At 64.6% G+C, this 17,393-nt stretch carries 20 protein-coding genes and 1 pseudogene; 7 read left to right on the forward strand and 14 right to left on the reverse strand.

Annotated features, from left to right (window positions below; genetic code table 11):
- Window positions 1-21 precede the first annotated feature (21 nt).
- Window positions 22-213 (forward strand): annotated as a pseudogene (locus KM295_RS08140) (IS110 family transposase); the annotation flags it as partial.
- A 373-nt stretch (window positions 214-586) separates the two neighbouring features.
- Here KM295_RS08140 and KM295_RS08145 read toward each other — a convergent pair.
- Window positions 587-811: a hypothetical protein gene (locus KM295_RS08145; RefSeq protein ID WP_256029454.1), complete on the reverse strand. Its 225-nt coding sequence runs from the start codon at window positions 809-811 to the stop codon at window positions 587-589.
- Between the two features lie 46 nt (window positions 812-857).
- Between KM295_RS08145 and KM295_RS08150 the strand changes: the two genes are divergently transcribed.
- Window positions 858-2,204, forward strand: coding sequence for an RNA-guided endonuclease InsQ/TnpB family protein (locus tag KM295_RS08150; RefSeq protein WP_256029455.1), 1,347 nt, complete (start codon window positions 858-860; stop codon window positions 2,202-2,204).
- A 112-nt stretch (window positions 2,205-2,316) separates the two neighbouring features.
- Entirely contained in the window at window positions 2,317-2,880 is a 564-nt protein-coding gene (locus tag KM295_RS08155) for a DUF6517 family protein (protein ID WP_256029456.1), read from the forward strand.
- Between the two features lie 100 nt (window positions 2,881-2,980).
- Here KM295_RS08155 and KM295_RS08160 read toward each other — a convergent pair whose 3' ends face one another.
- From KM295_RS08160 to KM295_RS08175, 4 genes are all read right to left on the reverse strand, one after another.
- Window positions 2,981-3,742 (reverse strand): methyltransferase domain-containing protein, encoded by a 762-nt coding sequence (locus tag KM295_RS08160; RefSeq protein ID WP_256029457.1) that lies wholly within the window; start codon window positions 3,740-3,742, stop codon window positions 2,981-2,983.
- Complete coding sequence (locus tag KM295_RS08165) at window positions 3,739-4,137, reverse strand: nascent polypeptide-associated complex protein (protein WP_256029458.1); 399 nt, start codon at window positions 4,135-4,137, stop codon at window positions 3,739-3,741. Before KM295_RS08165 ends, KM295_RS08160 begins: the two co-directional genes overlap by 4 nt.
- A 72-nt stretch (window positions 4,138-4,209) precedes the next feature.
- Window positions 4,210-4,827 (reverse strand): GTP-binding protein EngB, encoded by a 618-nt coding sequence (gene engB, locus KM295_RS08170; RefSeq protein ID WP_256029459.1) that lies wholly within the window; start codon window positions 4,825-4,827, stop codon window positions 4,210-4,212.
- A 53-nt stretch (window positions 4,828-4,880) separates the two neighbouring features.
- Window positions 4,881-6,620, reverse strand: coding sequence for a DNA-directed DNA polymerase II small subunit (locus tag KM295_RS08175; protein WP_256029460.1), 1,740 nt, complete (start codon window positions 6,618-6,620; stop codon window positions 4,881-4,883).
- A gap of 112 nt (window positions 6,621-6,732) precedes the next feature.
- On the opposite strand from KM295_RS08175, the gene KM295_RS08180 reads away from it, so the two are divergent.
- Window positions 6,733-7,503 (forward strand): S24/S26 family peptidase, encoded by a 771-nt coding sequence (locus KM295_RS08180; protein WP_418904767.1) that lies wholly within the window; start codon window positions 6,733-6,735, stop codon window positions 7,501-7,503.
- Window positions 7,504-7,512: 9 nt separating this feature from the next.
- Here the strand turns inward: KM295_RS08180 and phaC are convergent, their stop codons facing one another.
- From phaC to KM295_RS08200, 4 genes are all read right to left on the reverse strand, one after another.
- Complete coding sequence (gene phaC / locus KM295_RS08185; protein WP_256029461.1) at window positions 7,513-8,973, reverse strand: class III poly(R)-hydroxyalkanoic acid synthase subunit PhaC; 1,461 nt, start codon at window positions 8,971-8,973, stop codon at window positions 7,513-7,515.
- A complete protein-coding gene (locus KM295_RS08190) occupies window positions 8,970-9,515 on the reverse strand; it encodes a poly(R)-hydroxyalkanoic acid synthase subunit PhaE (RefSeq protein ID WP_256029462.1) in 546 nt (181 codons plus the stop codon). Before KM295_RS08190 ends, phaC begins: the two co-directional genes overlap by 4 nt.
- Window positions 9,516-9,609: 94 nt before the next feature.
- Complete coding sequence (locus KM295_RS08195; protein WP_256029463.1) at window positions 9,610-10,266, reverse strand: hypothetical protein; 657 nt, start codon at window positions 10,264-10,266, stop codon at window positions 9,610-9,612.
- Window positions 10,259-10,588 carry an AbrB/MazE/SpoVT family DNA-binding domain-containing protein gene (locus KM295_RS08200; protein WP_256029464.1) on the reverse strand — a complete coding sequence of 110 codons (330 nt, stop codon included), beginning with the start codon at window positions 10,586-10,588 and terminating at the stop codon, window positions 10,259-10,261. The genes KM295_RS08195 and KM295_RS08200 overlap by 8 nt, the downstream gene beginning before the upstream one ends.
- 130 nt (window positions 10,589-10,718) lie before the next feature.
- Between KM295_RS08200 and KM295_RS08205 the strand changes: the two genes are divergently transcribed.
- Window positions 10,719-11,354, forward strand: coding sequence for a MaoC family dehydratase (locus KM295_RS08205; RefSeq protein WP_256029465.1), 636 nt, complete (start codon window positions 10,719-10,721; stop codon window positions 11,352-11,354).
- Window positions 11,355-11,409: 55 nt separating this feature from the next.
- Window positions 11,410-12,846 carry a RecJ family nuclease gene (locus KM295_RS08210; RefSeq protein WP_256029466.1) on the forward strand — a complete coding sequence of 479 codons (1,437 nt, stop codon included), beginning with the start codon at window positions 11,410-11,412 and terminating at the stop codon, window positions 12,844-12,846.
- A gap of 22 nt (window positions 12,847-12,868) precedes the next feature.
- Here KM295_RS08210 and KM295_RS08215 read toward each other — a convergent pair whose 3' ends face one another.
- From KM295_RS08215 to KM295_RS08235, 5 genes are all read right to left on the reverse strand, one after another.
- Complete coding sequence (locus KM295_RS08215) at window positions 12,869-13,075, reverse strand: hypothetical protein (protein WP_256029467.1); 207 nt, start codon at window positions 13,073-13,075, stop codon at window positions 12,869-12,871.
- Window positions 13,065-13,331, reverse strand: coding sequence for a hypothetical protein (locus tag KM295_RS08220; protein ID WP_256029468.1), 267 nt, complete (start codon window positions 13,329-13,331; stop codon window positions 13,065-13,067). Before KM295_RS08220 ends, KM295_RS08215 begins: the two co-directional genes overlap by 11 nt.
- Window positions 13,332-13,502: 171 nt before the next feature.
- Complete coding sequence (locus KM295_RS08225) at window positions 13,503-15,059, reverse strand: phytoene desaturase family protein (protein ID WP_256029469.1); 1,557 nt, start codon at window positions 15,057-15,059, stop codon at window positions 13,503-13,505.
- Window positions 15,060-15,086: 27 nt separating this feature from the next.
- Window positions 15,087-16,127, reverse strand: coding sequence for a Brp/Blh family beta-carotene 15,15'-dioxygenase (locus tag KM295_RS08230; RefSeq protein WP_256029470.1), 1,041 nt, complete (start codon window positions 16,125-16,127; stop codon window positions 15,087-15,089).
- A 68-nt stretch (window positions 16,128-16,195) separates the two neighbouring features.
- Window positions 16,196-16,678 (reverse strand): DUF7984 family protein, encoded by a 483-nt coding sequence (locus tag KM295_RS08235; protein WP_256029533.1) that lies wholly within the window; start codon window positions 16,676-16,678, stop codon window positions 16,196-16,198.
- 218 nt (window positions 16,679-16,896) lie between these two features.
- On the opposite strand from KM295_RS08235, the gene KM295_RS08240 reads away from it, so the two are divergent.
- Window positions 16,897-17,393: KH domain-containing protein (locus KM295_RS08240; RefSeq protein ID WP_256029471.1), on the forward strand; the 497-nt coding region annotated here is incomplete at its 3' end.

Raw genomic sequence — 17,393 nt, forward strand, 5'->3', positions numbered from 1 at the left:
AAATACTGGGAACGCGACAGGCTGCTCGTTCAGGCCGCTCATACTGCTGTCCACACCTGCAACGACGAGTATCTGAGTCGGTTTTACGAGCGGTTAGCTAGCCGGAAGAACTCACAGAAAGCAATCGTGGCGACGGCGCGGAAGATGCTGGTGTCGATCTACCATATGCTTGACCGAGGGGAAGTCTACGATCCACCAGGTGTGAGTGCATAGACGAGGGAACTGAGGGCCGCCCGCTCGGCGGCCCTCAGCGGCCGGCCGGGGGTATCGTGAGCGACTGCTATCGCCGGACAGCGACCGCACCGCAAAACACGTTCCGACCGCCTGCCGGCTGTGGGGACAGCGAATTCCACGACGGCGTAATTATTTTGTCGTCAGCGGTGGTTTGTTCGGCCAGCAGCGTTTCCATAGGTGAACCGCGTAAGCTTTGGTGAGAAACTGCCGTGTTACTGCTGGTCTTGAGTCTCCAACGCTTCAAGACCTGCTTCTAACACCTCTGCATACGCTTCTGAAAGCTCCAAGTCGTTTGCTTCGGCGTAATCTTTCAGACGACCGTGCAATCCATACGAAAGGTCAATTGCTGGCCTCATTCGACTCTCCCGTACTTTTCGTAGCAGTTTTCGGCATGGTGCGGGTTCTCCTCTTTGCACTCAGGACAGACGAACAGGTAGCTGTCCGGCTCTTTTCCATGTTTTTCTTCAAACCGTTCCCCTGCCACCTGTCGGTCCTCGAAACAACCAATCAAATCAACAGTTGTCCAATCATCCGTTTCTCCACAGATGTAACACGTAAGCGGTGTGTCAACAGTCATGTCTCATAAGTCTTATTTGACGTGAAGACGTGAAAAGAATTGTGGCATGAAGCGTTCCAACACGTTCGCCGTGCGACCACTCACCGACGCCGATGAGCAGGTGCTACGGGACCTGTTGGACGCTTCCGCCGCTCTCTGGAATGAAATAAACTACCAGCGCCTCATGCGCTACAACGACGAAGACGGCTTCGAGGGCGAAGACGTGTGGGACGCCGATACCGGCGCTCTCGAAGGCAAATATAAAGGCGTTCTCGGCGCGTCCACCGCTCAAACTCTCCGGCGAGCAAACAGCGAAGCGTGGCGCGGGTTCTTCAACACGAAAAACAAGTACCACGACGAGTCGAACGCATCGGTCACGGAACACCCGGAACCGCCGGGCTTCCGTGGCAACGAAGACGACGGACGTGTTCTCAAAGGCGTCGTCCGAAAAGACGCCTACACCGTTGAGTGGGGTGACCGCTCCCGGCTTGAGATGGTCGTCGGAAAAGAACTCCGTGACAGGCACAACAGCCCGAAAAGCCGTCTTCGGCTCGAAATCGTTGGCGACCCGAATTGGCCTGACTACGAGAAACAGGGCCGGTTAGACCTGTGGTACGACGAGACTGATAGCACCTTCCGAGCTTCGCAACCCGTGACTGTTTCTGACGAAACACGGGACACTCCACTGGCCGACGAGAAGGCCGCTCTGGATGTTGGTGCGAACAATCTCGTTGCCTGTACCACCACAACCGGCGAGCAATATCTGTACGAAGGCCGCGAGTTGTTCCAGCGATTCCGTGACACAACACGAGAAATCGCCCGGTTGCAGTCCAAGCTACGGGAAAGCCGATACAGTAGCAAGCGTATTCGGCGGCTGTACCGGAAACGGACTCGTCGCCGCGACCACGCACAAGACGCACTGTGTCGTGACCTGCTGGAACGACTGTACGCCGAAGGGGTCGATACCGTGTATATCGGTGGATTGACCGACGTACTCGAAACACACTGGTCGGTCGAAACCAACGCCAAGACCCACAACTTCTGGGCGTTCAAGCAATTCACCGTGAGACTGGCGTGTACTGCCGAGGAATACGGTATCTCGGTGGAAGTCCGGTCGGAAGCGTGGACCAGCCAGGAGTGTCCACAGTGCGGTTCAACCGACCGGACGACACGCCACCAAGACACGCTCACCTGCCCGTGTGGGTTCGAGGGGCAGGCCGACCTTACGGCTTCAGAAACGTTCCTGAGACGGCACACAGAGAAGGCAGTCAGGCCGATGGCACAGCCCGTGCGGTTCGAGTGGGACGACCACAACTGGTCGGGGATACCACACCCTCACGAAAGTCCCAAAGAACAGCGCACAGACCCGAGTACCGTCCACCGTGACGGGAATGTTGCTTCCGGGGAATCTTAGACCGGCTGAGACTCCCACGGAGGAAACCCTGCCGTTCACCGCGGGGAGGATGTCATACGAGTAACGACGAGGCTACCCGATCGCCTAAGTACACCTCCGCCCCACATACGGTATGGTCTCGCCGCCGCCCGTCCCGGACGCTGACCTCCGAGCGAACGGCTGGCGGCGAATCGAGGACCGGACCGAAACCGTCTTCGAGGGCTTCGGTGTCTCCGTCGAGAGCCGGACGCTCCTCTACGGGGACGGTGACCTCCGATCGCGGGTCGTCGAGGCGGGCGGTCCGGATCGAGTCTGGCGGTTTCTCTTCGTCGCCGCCCTCGAGATCCGCCCGCCACCGGCCTTCGGTGGCCATGCTGCGCTCCGTCCTCGCGTCCTCCGGGAGGCCAAACGAACCTTTGTGGCGGAGCTCCGCGAGCGCGGAATCGAGTCGGTCTCGGTCGGCGCCACCGAACGGACGGAACTCGACGGCGACCGGCGCGCGCGGACGACACCCTACAGGGGAGAGATTCCAGTCGAGGTGGCTGACGGGGATAAACGCGTCGCCGTCGTCGGCCGGCTGGCGCTTTGGTACGACGACGGCTTCTACATCGCGGGTGCCGCCGGACCGTCGGGCGAGATCGACGGGTGCGAAATCGAGACTGATCCCGGGGAACTGCTCGGATTCGTCCTCGGCTGATAGCGGATCCCGACGACGCTGAAATCCTCCGATTCGCCGGTGTTGATCCGCCTGTCGCGTGATACAAAAAAGCCAACGTGAAGCTACTGTCGAGCGAGCGTCAGGAGGGCGACCCGAACTGCGGCCTGAAGCGGGCGAAGACGAGATAGCCGGTGTGGCCGACGCCGGCCGTCGAGGGGCGCGAGCCGCGGTCGTCGAAGTCCATCCGCCGCTGGATCGTCTCGAGCGTCTCGATGTCGGCCAGTCCGGCCCCGCGGGCCGCTTCGACGGCCTCGCGGGCCGACTCGACGAACGGCGAGTACACGGCGAGGAACCCGCCGGGTGCGAGCAGTTCCTCGGCGTGCTCGACGACGGCGGGGGCGTCCTCGGTATCGAGCGTGAGGAGATCGAATTCGGCCGCGAAGTCGTCGAGCGTTTCGGTCAGGTCGCCGGTCCGGACGTCGACGGTCCCAGCGACGCCGGCGGTCTCCATGTTCCCTCTGGCGGTATCGGCGAATTCCGGATCGCGCTCGTAGGTCGTCACCTCGACGCCGAGGCGGCCGAGATACGCCGCGAGCACGCCCGTTCCGGTGCCCGCATCGAGCGCGCGATCGCCCGCGGCCACGCCGGTGTGGCCGACGACGAGCCCGATGTCCCGGGGCATCATCGGGGCGCCGGTCCGTTCCAGGTGATCGAACAGGTCTGGCCCGCGGAGTCGCCGGACCTCGAAGGCCTCCCCGAGATGGGTCTCGACGACGGTCCCCGGCTCGACGTCCTCGGGGAGTTCGAGGACGCCGAGGTCGGTCTCCTGAGTCGCGCCCGGTTCCAGCAGGAACTCCCGGCTCCCGCGGACGACGAGCACCCGATCGTCGGCTCCCGTCACTCCAGTTTCTGGACGGCGGCCGCCAGATCACCGGTCTCCTCGAGGGCCTCGCGGGCCGTCTCCTCGGGAACGCCGGTCCGCGCGGCGACGATCTCGACGTCCTCCTCGGAGAACTCGCTCCCGTCGGCCCCGCCGTCCCCGTCGGTCCCGTCGGCTTCGGACGCTGCTTCGTCCGACGCCGCCGAGCGCGGGCGGGTATCGGGTTCGCCGACGACCTGGTAGGTCTGTTGGCCCTGGGCGTCCATCCGCTGGACCTCGGCGTCGTGGAAGACGAGTTCCTCCTCGGGTGTGCGAATAATGACTTCCTCGGCGTCGATGTCCTCGAGGTCGATCCCCATCTGGTTCATCATCTGCTTCATCTTGCGGGGGTTCAGCCCGCCGCCTCCTCCGAACATACCCCGATAGACGGTTCGACGGCCCAAAAAGACTGCTGGTCCACGTTTCCGGCGACCGACCCTGCCAGCCCCTCAGAAGAACTTGAATAGATCGTCGCGTTGCTGCTCGTGGAGGTGGTGTCGGACGGCCGCCTCGAGCGGTCCGATCGAGCCGCGTTTCGCCGAGATGGGCGCGAGCGTCTCGTCGAACTGCTGCCAGGGCGGGTACAGCCCGAGCCGTTCGGCGAGTTCGTCCAGCCGCTCGTCGCGGTCGTCGACCTTGTCCATCTTGTTGACCGCGACGACGGCCGGAATCCCCAGCTCCTGCAGGAAGCCGAACATCTCGACGTCGTGTGGGACTTCCCTCTCCCCGGAATGACGGTCGATGATGTCGATGACGGCCTTGCCGTCGACGACCAGTACTCCGACGAGGATCTTCCCGGCGTTTTCCTCGATGTACCGGACGACGTCCGTCTTGATCCGCTCGCGGACGTCCTCGGGGACGCCCGACATGAAGCCAAAGCCCGGGAGATCCGTGATGAGGAAATCCTCCGACGTCCAGTCGTAGTGGTTCGGTTCCGTCGTGACGCCGGGGCTGCCCCCGGTCTCGAAGCTGTGCCCCGTGAGTTCCCGCATGAGTGTGGATTTCCCCACGTTGGACCGCCCGACGAGAACGACTTCGGCGTCGCGGTCGGGGCGCGTCTCGAACATACGGTGCGTTGGCCACTGGTGGCTAAAAGGCGACCGGTCGACTCCGGGTGCGGTCAGGTAAACTTCCGGACGGTCATCTCCAGCGTATCGAGATCGAGGATCGGCGCGTAGCCGACGTCGGGATCGATGTTAACGCTCTTTTGGAAGGCGGTCTGGGCCTGCCAGCACCCGGAGTTTACCGACAGCACGTTCCGGTACTTCCCCCACCCGAGTTTGTGGACGTGGCCCGTATGGAAGACGTCCGGGACCTCCCCGATGACGAGATAGTCCTTGGCCTCGGGTGCCAGCCGGGTGTGGTCGCCGAACTGCGGGGCGACGTGACGCTTTTTCAAAAGCTGGTACATCGCCCGGTGGGGTTCGTCGTAGTTGGCTTTCTCCTCGGGGAGTTCGGCGATCACCTCGTCCAAGGAGACGCCGTGATACATGAGCACGGAGACGCCCTCGACGGTGACGAGCGCCGGGTTCGAGGCGATGCGGGCGTCGTGGGCCGTCATGATCCCCCGCAGTTCCTCGTCGAACCCCGGCTGGGGTTCCGCCAGCCGGACGGCGTCGTGGTTGCCGGGGATCATCACGATCTCGATGTCGCCCGGCACCTCCTTGAGGTGCTCCGAGAAGGTCCGGTACTGCTCGAAGATGTCGACGACGTCCAGTTCCTCGTCCTGGTCGGGGTAGACGCCGACCCCCTCGACCATATCGCCCGCGATGAGCAGGTACTCGATGTCGGCCGCTTCCGGGGTGTGGAGCCAGGAAGCGAACTCGCTCCAGGCGTCGGCGACGAACTCCTGGCTGCCGACGTGGATGTCGCTGATCAGGGCGGCCTGGACGTGTCTGTCGGCCGTCGAGGGCTCGTACGTCCGGGGAACGTCGGGAAAGTACAGATCGTCGACGAACAGGATGCCGCCGTCGTCCGAGAGCGTCCCCTCGACGCCGATCACCTCGTCGTACAAGAGTTCCTCGACCAGCCCCGCGATCTCTTTGTCTTTCATCACCAGACAGGGGAAGGTGCCCGTCGTGTCCTCGAGTTCGACGAGCCAGTGGCCCGAGGCGGTCGAGCGGATATCGGAGATCATCCCGACCATCCCGGCGTCGCCGCCGCCCGGACTGGCCTCCAGCGCCGTCGCGTTGCGGTGGTTGACCCGCCCCCGGAGCGTGCCCGCGAGCCGTTCGTAGCGGTCCCGGAACGTCGACACGAAGTCCCCGTATTCGCCGGTCCCCGTCGAGTAGCCGGTCATGTCGTTTTCGACCTCGAGCGATCGGAGCGACGGATCGGCGGTTCTGGTCGCTTCCTCGTCCGTGACTCCCGTCCCCGCGCCGGCCGTCTCCGCCGTCTGTCCGATGCCGTTCGGGGCTTCGCTCCCGGTCTCGCTCCCGGCCGTGATCCCGGAAGACCCCTCCGTTTCGAGTGGAGACCCCCCGTTCCCGTCCTCCGTTCGGTCGCCCCCGGTTCCAGTCGAAACGAGGGGGTCTTGGCCGTCGCCTTCGTCCGGTTTTCCTCCCCGATCGCCGCCCGCCGCCGTGGTGGCGCTTTCCTCTCTCGGGGGCGTCTCCGTATCCGCCGACGGCGGCTCGGCTTCCGAGATCGGATCCCGCCGGCCCTCCGGACGCGTCTCGAGGGCCTCCCGGACGTCCTCCTTCGTGAGCTTCAACGCTCCGTCGGGGGTCGCCTCGACCGCGAGTGCGAGCGATCCGGCGGTGTCCCCCGCCCGGGCGAGCAGCGTGATCGCCTCCCTGTCGGCCGTGTAGCCGTGGCTCGCGAGTTCGCGGGCGATGTGCGCCGGCTTCTCCAGTGGCACAGCCGTACGTCGCCGGCGCCGGACAAAAGCGTAGCGGACCCGCCTCCCTGTCGGGGCCGCCTCGCGGAACGAACCCAGAACGTTCACGTTCGGGGCCCCGTTATGGAGGGTAATGACCGACAGGACGGACGACCGTCGCCCCGGCGATTCGTCCGACCCCGATCGCCCCTCGGGCGTGCTCGGCTGGCTCCGGTGGTTCCGGACGGTCGATTCGGGCCCGATGCTCTACGTCCGGGATCTGCTTACGAGCGTCGCCCTCGTTCTCTTTCTCGGGGCGACGCTCTTTGTTATCAGCGGCGTCTGGCCGCCGATGGTCGCGATCGAATCCGGCAGCATGGAGCCGAACATGGAGCGCGGCGATCTTGTCTTCGTCGTCGACAACGAACGGTTCACCTCCGAGGCGGCGCCCGTGACGGAGGGCGGCTCGACCGGGGTCGTCCCCGCCGACGTCGCCCGGACGCGGGGGGAAGCGAACTTCGGCGCGCCCGGCGACGTGATCGTCTTCCGGCCGAACGGCAACACCGGACGGACGCCGGTGATCCACCGCGCGATGCTGTGGGTCGAGGAGGGCGAAAACTGGTACGACCGGGCCGCCCCCGGCGCAATCGGCCGCGCCGACGACTGCTCGGAACTGGAGCACTGTCCGGCCCCCCACGCCGGCTTCATCACCAAAGGCGACAACACGCGGACCAACACGCGGTACGATCAGGTCACGCGGCTTTCGGCGCCGGTTCGCCCCGAGTGGATCGTCGGCACCGCCGAACTCCGGGTCCCGTACCTCGGACACGTCCGGTTGCTCCTCTCGACGGCGCCCGCCGTCGACGATCCGCCCGTCGCGGCCGATCGGCGGACATCCACGGTTCGTGACCGGGCTGTCGCCTGACCGCCGGCGCTACCTGTCGACCTGTTCGATCCAGCTGTCCACCCGGGCGGGCCCGACGTCTGCGGCGTCGGCGACCGTCCCCGGATCCGCCTCTCTGAGGTCCGCGACCGTTTCGATCCCGCTCTCGCGGAGCCGTTCGGCGTAGGCCGGGCCGATCCCGTCGATCGTCTCGAGGTCGGACGCGGCGGTCTCGTCTCCGTCGTCGCTTCCCCCGTCGCTACTGTCCCCGCCTTCTGACACGTCGGTTTCGGCTCCCCCTTCCTCTTCGTCCGTTTCCCCCGCGTTTTCGATCTCGATGTCGACGTCGATCTCCTCGATCCCGATCTGGTCGGTCGCTTCCTCGACGGCTTCCTCGACCGCCTCGAGCCGTTCCGGATCGTCGGTCGATTTCTCGATGAACCACTCGGCGACCCGGGGCCAGACGTCCCGGTGGCTCGATCCCGACACGGACAGCCCGATGTGGCCCGTCGGGTACTCGATGGTCTCGGTGTCCTCGCTGCCGACGACCTCGTTGAACGGCTTGCTCGTCTCCGGCGGGATGAGGTGATCGTACTCGCCGACGATCTGCAACAGCGGTACGTCGATCTCGGTGACGTCGACGTGTTCGCCCCCGATGTACAGGTCGTTCTCATAGAGGTTGTTGCCCTGATAGATCTCCTCCAGGAACTGGATGTAGGTCTCGCCGGCCAGGTCGATCCCCTCGCCGAGCCACCGCTCCATGCGGGCGAAGTTCTCGACGAAGTCGTCGTTCTCGAGGTTGTCGTACAGCCGGACGTACTTCGAGACGTAGTTGGCGACGGGATCCATCAGCGCGAAGCCGACGTCGAGCATCTCCGCCGGGACGTTCCCGTAGACGTCGACGACGTCCCGGGGGTCGTAGTACTCGTCGTCGCCCCACAACTCGAGGACGCCGCCGGTGTCGTCGAACCGGAGCCCGGCCGCCATGAGCCCGAGCGTCCGGACCTTCTCCCCGTGGAGAGCGGTGTACATCGCCGTCATCGTCCCGCCCATACAGTAGCCCAGAAGGTTGATCCGGTCGACGCCGGAGCGCTCCCGGACGACGTCGACGCAGTTGTCGATGTAGCGGTTGACGTAGTCATCGAGGGTGAGGTGCTGATCGAGCCGCGATGGTTCGTTCCAGTCGATCAGGTAGACGTCGTGGCCGGCCTCGAGCAGGCGCCGGACGACGCTCCTGTCCGGCTGGAGATCGAGGATGAAGGGCTTGTTTATCAGCGCGTAGACGATGAGGATGGGCGTTTCGTGTTGCTCGTCGGTCAGCGGCTCGTAATGTAACAGCTCGAGTTTGTTCTCCTCGTAGACGACCTCGCCGGGTGTTTTCCCGACTTCGACGCTTTCGATCCGGTCGAACTGCTCGCCCGCGATAGACCCCTTGTCGACGGCGTCGGCCGCCGACTCGAGCAGCTCCCGCTGGAAGTCCACCGCGAACGAGAAGGGGTTGTTGGCGCTCATTCGACAGCCCCGAGGATCCGGTCCAGCTTCTCTTCGACGCGGTGCTGGCGGCGTTCGAGTTCGACGAGCCGTTCGCCGACCTCGTCGATGTTCGATTGGGTCGGCATGCCCAACTCGGCGAGCGTCTCCTCGCCTACCTCGTCGACGTGTTCGCGCATGTCCATCATCGCGTTGACGAGCTGGCCGTTGGCCGCCGCGAAGGCCGATGTCCCCATCACTTCCTTGAACGCCTCGTTGGCGCTCTGCAGCCAGATGTCGCGGAACTCGGTCGGATCGACCCCCTCGCCGGCCGCGCCGTCGGCGGTGCGCTCGAACATCTGCTCGGCGGCGTCCATCCACACCTCGTAGGCCCCGCTGTAGCCCTCGATCCCGTCGGCGAGCTCCTCCTCGCCGGGCATCGTGTCCTCCATCGCGTCTGCCCACGACTCCATGAACGCCGCACTCGCCTCCATGTTCTGTTCCATCGACTCCGCCACTGCCTCGTTCATGTTCTCGACCAGTCCGGTCCACTCCTCCTGTAGCTCTCTGTTGTTATTGTTCATTGTTCGTACGTACCACGTTTGCGTGCATCGTGAAAAGCCGCCCCCTTCCGTTCTGAACGCTGATACATCCGTCCGACTGCCGACCTACCCGTTCTCACTCGTCGGTTCCATCGCCGTCGATCGATTCCCGCTGGATCGTCTCGACGCGGGTTTGCATCTCCGACAGTTGGCCCCGGAACTGCTCGAGTTGTGTCTCGAACTCCTCGATGAACTCTTCGGTCCGTTCTTCCATCTCCGCGGTGAGTTCGTCGTTTCCTTCCTCCATCCGTGTCAGCGTCTCCTCGAGCTGTGTTTCGGCCTCCTCGAAGGCATCGAGCGTCCGGGATTCGATCTCCTCGTGGGTCTCCAGCACCGCATCGAGCTGCTCGGAGAGCGTCTCCAGGGAGTCCTCGGCGAACGCCTCGTAGGTGTCCGTCCCCTCATCGAGTTCCTCGCCGATCGCCCCGAACGCCTCTGCGTGTTGCTCTTCGAGGGTATCGAACCCCTCGTCAACCGACGATCGGATCTCCGAGACCGGTTCGTCGGCGCCGGGCAGCGTCGATTCGACCGCATCGAGATAGGCATGGATCGCGTTCCGGGTCGTCTCGATCCCGCGGCTTCCCGCCTCCTCGGTCGTCTCGACGCCCCCCACGAGCGCCCCGCCGAGTTCCCGCTGGAACTCGACGCCCTCCTCGAGGGCCGTCCGGCTCGCCTCGAGGGCCTTCCGCTGGAGTTCGAACCCGGCGCTGATCGGGTCGCGGTCGTCACTCATCGTCTTCCCCCGTCCGTTTGACCGGCACGACGACCGTCTGGACGATATCGCCCTCGCCGATGTCGAGCGCTTCCCGCTCGGCGTCCGGGATCGAGATCCGGCCGCCGCTCTGGATGCGGGTCTTGAACGTCGCCATCCGGCTCATCGCCCCGAGCTCCTCGGTGATGCCGTTGAGGTCGGGGCTTCCGGTCCCCGCCCCCATAAAGAGGCTCTGGAGGGCCTCCTGCTGTTTTTTTGTCGCCTGTTCGGACGTCTCCTGCATCGCCTTCAGCATGTTCGGCGGCCACATGAGTCCGTCCCCGTCCTCGTTGGTGTCTGTCATTACCCTGTATACCTGTCCGGAGCATATAAGATTTCCGCAGAATACCAATAAATGACAGACAAACCCTCTGAATGGATTTTATCTCCCGATCAACACTACCTTTTATTACCGGCCGCCCCTACTAGAGGGCATGGTGAACGACGATACGGCTTCGACCCCGCTCGACGTGTGGGCCGACGCCTCCTCGCGCGTATTTAAGGGCTTCCTCGAGGCGAACCGGGCGGCCAACCGGGCGGCCTTCTCGGTGTTGGGTTCGGCCCCGACGAACGGAGCCGGCGGCGAAACCGGCCCCGACCCGTCGGCCGGGGGCCGTCTCGACGGCGGTGTCGACCTCCCGGAGTGGGACGTCGAGCGGAACGTCGGCGAGGAACTCGAGGTCGGCGATACCGTCCGGTTCGCCAAGACCCTCTCCGGGCGGGACGTCCAGCGGTTCGCCGCCGCCTCCGGCGACACGAACCCGATGCACCTCGACGACGAGTGGGCCGAACGCACCCGGTTCAACGGCCGTATCGTCCACGGCATCCTCGTCACCGGGCTAATAAGCGCCGCCCTCGCGCGGCTCCCCGGCGGGATCGTCTATCTCTCTCAGGATCTGGAGTTCCGCGCCCCGGTCCGGATCGACGACCACGTGACCGCGACCGTCGAGGTCGCCGAGGACCTCGGCGGCGACCAGTACCGGCTCCGGACGACCGTCGCGAAAGACGACGGCCAGGTCATCGACGGCGAGGCCGTCGTCCTCATCGACGACTTACCCGACGAGGACTGATCGGCTCCGGCGACGGCGATGATTTAAATCCGAACGCGCACTACCTTCCAGTACGATGGCCGCCGCAGACGCCCCCGTTTCGGCGTTACAGCCCCGTGCCGCCTCGTGTGCCGGGCGCCTGCTCGACGCCGACCGCGTGTTGCTCGCCTCCCACATCGACGCCGACGGGCTGACCAGCGCCGCGGTCGCCGCCGCCGCCCTCGAGCGGGCCGGGATCTCCTTCGAGGCCGTCTTCGAGAAACAGCTCGACGCCGACGCGATCGCCGCCATCGCCGAACGCGACTACGGGACGGTTCTTTTCACCGACTTCGGGAGCGGCCAGCTCGATATCATCGCCGACCACGAGGCCGCAGGCGATTTCGTCCCGGTGATCGCCGACCACCACCAGCCCGCCGACGCCGGGACCGAGTATCACCTCAATCCCCTGCTCGAAGGGATCGACGGGGCCTCCGAACTCTCGGGGGCCGGCGCGAGCTACCTGCTCGCCCGCGAACTCGCGGGCCGACCGGGCGCCGACGAACGCCTCGACAACCGGGATCTGGCCGCTCTCGCGGTCGTCGGGGCGGTCGGGGACATGCAGGCCTCCGACGGCCAGCTCCACGGTGCCAACCGCGCCATCGTCGAGGAAGGTATCGAGGCGGGCGTCTTAGAGGAGACGAAGGATCTGGCCGTCTACGGCAAACAGACCCGCCCGCTGCCGAAACTGCTCGAGTACGCCTCCGACGTGCGGATCCCGGGTATCACGAACGACGAGCGCGGGGCCGTCTCGTTTCTGGAGGGGCTCGACGTCCCGTGTCTGGCCGACGACGAGTGGAAACGGTGGGTCGACCTGACCGACGAGGAGAAACGAACCCTCGCCAGCGCCCTGGTCCGACACGCCGTCTCCCGCGGCGTTCCGGCGTCCAAGATCGATCGCCTCGTCGGGACGAGCTACCTCCTCACCGAGGAGGCGGTCGGCACGGAACTGCGGGACGCAAGCGAGTTCTCGACGCTTCTGAACGCGACCGCCCGCTACGAGCGTGCCGACGTGGGGCTTGCGGTCTGTCTCGGCGACCGCGGCTCGGCCTTCGAGCGGGCGAAGAAGCTCCTCCGGAACCACCGCCGGAACCTCTCGGAGGGCATCGAGTACGTCGAAAACAATGGCGTCACCCGGACGGAGCACCTCCAGTGGTTCGACGCCGGCGCGGAGATCAAAGAGACGATCGTCGGCATCATCGCCGGCATGTCGATGGGCGCCGACGGCGTCTCCCGGGAGTCGCCCATCGTCGCCTTCGCGGAGAAGACCGACGAGGAGACGAAGGTTTCGGGCCGGGCGACGGGGCCGCTCGTCTCCTCGGGGCTGGATCTCTCGGTCGTGATGGGCGAGGCCGCCCGCGCGGTCGGCGGCGACGGCGGCGGCCACGACATCGCCGCCGGCGCGACGATCCCCGCCGGGACCGAGGAGACGTTCATCGAGCACGCCGACCGGATCGTTAGCGAGCAGTTGTCGTAGCTATCGTCGATAGCGTGTTATCTCAGGCATCAACAGCACTTCCAACGGCGATCAAAAAACCGATGATAGCAGTAACAACGGCGACCGTTCCGATCGCAAAAGCACCGATCTGGAATGCCTCACCTTCAAGTCGGTCTGCGCTGAGTACCAGGAAAACCGCTGTTACGACGCTGATAAGTAATAATATGCGCCCGAACCGGAAACTATCGATTCCCGGATCAGTAGACACGGTTGAGGACCTCCATTAGCACGCCATTGTAGTCATCGTCGGTCGCAGCGTTACCGAGTGAATGGATCGACTGACAGATCCACAGCCCAGCGGTGAAATTTATGAACGCAACCATCGAGATCACTCCCAAACTACCCTCGATGAACAGTCCAGAAACGACGGCACCGACAAAGCCGATTCCCATAAGAACGTGCGTGATGATCGAGCGTGACCCAAAGTCGGCTAAACGTACGGAGAGGCGTGATCCAACAGGCATATCTCTGCATGAACGGCTATATGGATAGAGTTTTCGCTACGTGATCCGCTGTCTCCCTGCCACCAGCGAACATCGGTGAAGCACCACGGTGTCAAGCCCCGAGACACTCGGCCTGTTCCGCCCGCAGATAGAGTACTGTTCTCTCGTGGTTTGAAGCTTTCTACGACGCACTCATCGCTGATTCAGCAGCCGACCGATCGGTCCGGGTACCGCGTCGTCACGGACTGCGGTGGCTGTGTGTTCGCCGCCGACGAGACACATCGGAACGCCGATCCCCGGCGAGGTGTACGAGCCGGTATAGTACAGTGAATCCGAAACCGACGACCTGATCGAGGGGCGCAACGGCCCCGTCTGTCCGAGCGTATGCGCCAGACCGAGCGCGGTCCCCTGGGGGGTCCGGTACCGCTCGCCGAACTCCGAAACGCAGACACTCCGTTCCAGAACGATCCGACCCTCTAGATTGACGCCGGTGTCGGTGCGGATATCCTGTAGTATCTTCCGCCGAAACCGCTCTCGGGCCGGCCCGTCCTCCAGCCCGGGCGCGATCGGCACCAGAACGACGATCGCTTCGTGTCCCGACGGCGCCATCGTCGGGTCGGTCTTCGAGGGTACGTTGATGTAGTAAGCCGGATCCTCCGGCCATCGCGGCCGCTCGAAGATCGCCTCGAAGTGGTCGTCCCAGTCGGTCGGCAACACAAGCGTATGGTGGGAAAGCGGATCGACGTCACCCTCGACGCCGAGATACAGGAGGAACGCGGAGGGCGCGTACGTCCGATTTTGCCAGTACGCTTCGCCGTACTCGCTTGCCCCGTCCGGAAGGAGATCCCGATCGACGTGGGCCGGGTTGGCGTTCGCAACGACGGTATCAGTCTGACGCTCTCCGGCTTCCGTCCGAACGTCGAACCCTCCGTCGGCCGGATCGAGCCCCGTCACAGTCCGGCCGGTTTCGATATCGACGCCGAGTTCTACGGCCAGTTCGGCGAGCCCGTCGACGACGCTCGCGATGCCACCGGTCGGATGATAGACGCCGAGGTTGAAATCGACGTGGGACATGAGCGTGTAAATCGCGGGCGTGTTGTGCGGCGCGCCGCCCAGAAAGACGAGCGTGAACTGGACGAGCTGTCGGAGCTTCGGGTGCTCGAAGTAGTCGGCGACGTAGTCGGCCATCGGACTCAGAAGGGTCACGCCGCGTGCCGCCCGCAACAGCCGCGGATCCAGACAGTCCCGGAACCTGGATCGGTCCCGATAGACGAACTCCTCGACGCCGATCTCGTAGGCGCGTTCGGCCCCATCGAGATACGACCGAAACGCGTCCGCTCCGCCGGATTCGTAGGACTCAAACAGGTCGGCCACCGCATCCGGGTCGTCGGGCACGTCGACCCGATCGCCGTCCTTCCATAAGATCCGGTAGTGGGGATCGAGCCGCGTCAGCTCGTAGTAGTCCTCGGGCTTGCGGTCGAAGGCCGCGAAGAACCGCTCGAACGTCTCGGGCATCAGATACCACGACGGCCCGGTATCGATCCGAAAGCCTTCGGTTTCGATCCGCCCGGCGACGCCGCCGAGTTGGTCGTGTCGCTCGATGAGTGTCACGTTCGCACCGCTGTCGGCGAGATAACAGGCCGCCGACAGGCCGCCGATCCCGCCGCCGACGACTGTCGTCTCCTGGTCGCTCAGGGGCTGGTCTTCGTCCCGATGCGTCGATCGTGCCGTGTCAGTCGATTCGAGCATTGTGAGATGGACGTACGTGAGCGGTCGTTACGGAACGTACCAGATGCCGCGGTCGGTGTCGAGCCAACTGCCGACGACGACGTGCGGAAGGGCAATAATACTGATAAAGACGCTGAAGAACGCGACGCCGCTGACGAGGGGATCGTTGGTCGACAGCGGGTTCGGCGCGAGCGTCGCGACCAGCGCGGCTAGCCCGAACGTCGCGATCGCACCGAGGACGAACGCGATAACCACCGCGTGTAACGAGGGTGTTGACTCGGGATCCGGGGACGGCAGTTCGTCCCTGATCGCCTCGACGCGGGCGCTCTGTCGCATCGAGTACCAAAGCGGGAAGTACAGCCCGACAGCGATGACGACCGGGACGAGGGCAAAGTAGAGTATCAAAAGCGCCGTCTCGCCGACGTCGACGAGCCACGTCGAAAGCGCTTCCCGACGTACAAAGCCGAGCCCGGCGTGCACGCCGACGGCGGCAGCGAAGACGCCCCCGAGCGCGACCCGGAACTCGGTGAAATACGGCGCGACGGCGGCGAAGGCTCCCGGCCGGAAAATGTCTACCATGAACGTGCTGAACGCCGCGAAGTCACCGGGCCAAAAATACATCGGGACGATCATTACCGTCCCGCCGCGGACGAACGCCGCGAGCCCCCGCTGTGGCTTCGTCCGGAGGTGGTCGGTGCTGACGAGCGCGTCGAGAACCCGGAGCCCGCCGTGGCCGCCTTTCGTGACTGCGACGGCGATCGCCAGGGCGAGTCCGACGACCGGCGCGGCGAAAAAGAGGGCGATGAACCCGGCGACAAGGAGCAAATAGAGACCGATATACCGCGTTCCGAACGGCAGCCCCCGGCTTCGGAGGTTTGCCATGTGCTCGTAACCACCGTATGGGAGATTCAACACGACCATCCCGAAGAGATAGATCCCCGCCTGGGTTCGCATATCCATAGAGACGTTCGCCCACTGTGCGAGCAGAACACCGATAAGAACCGCAATCAGGACGATCCACGAGGCCGACAGCAGCCCCCGATCGCGGTCGGTTCCGAAGCCCCCGATCCGTGTTTCGACAGTTGCCATACGACAGCATACGAACGCCGGGACTCTCGGTTGTGGGCCATGGTTTCGTGGGTTTTTATATTCCGTCGCTACCGGACCGAACCGAACGGGCTTTCGGTTTCCTGCCACTCCCAGCCGGGTAGTCTGGTCTGAAAGCCGGCCGCCAGGGCGGCGTCCAGATCGTCGCTCCCGGCCGAGTCCCCGGGGTCGCCGTGAACGTGGGAATCGGCGAAGTGAAACGTCGCCTCCGCCAAAAGCGCAAGCGGCTCGCCGCTGGCGATCGTCGCCGCGAGCTTCCGACCGAGATACTCGTCAACGACGAACCCGGGGTAATCGCCCGGACAGTCCAATTCCCGGAGCAGCACACAGAAGCCGGCGACGTTCACCGCCCGATCGCCGTCGGCGAAGACCGCATCGACCTCGCGTCGGTACGCTTCGGCCGTGACGTGACCGACCTCGGTCCCGAACAGCGAACCGAGCCGGTCGCGGGTGTCGTTTATCAGCGTCGGGATCGATTCCCTCGACCTGAGGCGTTCGTGTTCGTCGGCGACCGTCGTCGGGGTGATCTCCATACGGGCCATACGTCACTTTGCGAAGGGTTTTATATTAGTAGTGGGTTAGAACCGAATACGAGCGGGTTTTCCGGTACCTCCCGCGGCCGTCACCCGACGACAGCCACCGCAGATCCGAATCCAATGACCCTTGTCACCGATACAGTCGGCGACCCCGTCTGCCGTTGGCGGACGCGACCCGTGGAGCGACCGGAGCCCGAACTAAGGATTTCTAACGTATGAGTGCAGTAGAGCGGAAACTCGATGATATCAAGGCAACGATCGTCAGCGAAGTCCCCAACGACATCTCCGTCTCGGATGTGACCTACGAGGGGCCGGAACTGGTCGTCTACACCCGCGACCCCAAGAAGTTCGCGGGCGACGGCGACCTGATCCGGCGGCTCGCCTCGAAGCTCCGAAAGCGGATCACCGTCCGTCCGGATCCGGAGGTCCTCGCCCGACCGAGCGAGGCCCGCGAGAAGATCCGGAGGGTGATCCCCGAGGAGGCGGGCGTCACCGACCTCGATTTCCACGCCGACACCGGCGAGGTCGTCATCGAAGCCGAGAAACCCGGCGTCGTCATCGGCCGACACGGCTCGACGCTCAGAGAGATCACCCAGCAGGTCGGCTGGACGCCGGAGGTCGTCCGGACGCCGCCGATCGAGTCCTCGACGGTCTCGAACGTCCGGAACTTCCTCAAACAGGAACGCGAAGAGCGCCGCGACATCCTAGAACG

The organism is Natronomonas aquatica, from assembly GCF_024449025.1.
Lineage (GTDB): Archaea > Halobacteriota > Halobacteria > Halobacteriales > Haloarculaceae > Natronomonas > Natronomonas aquatica.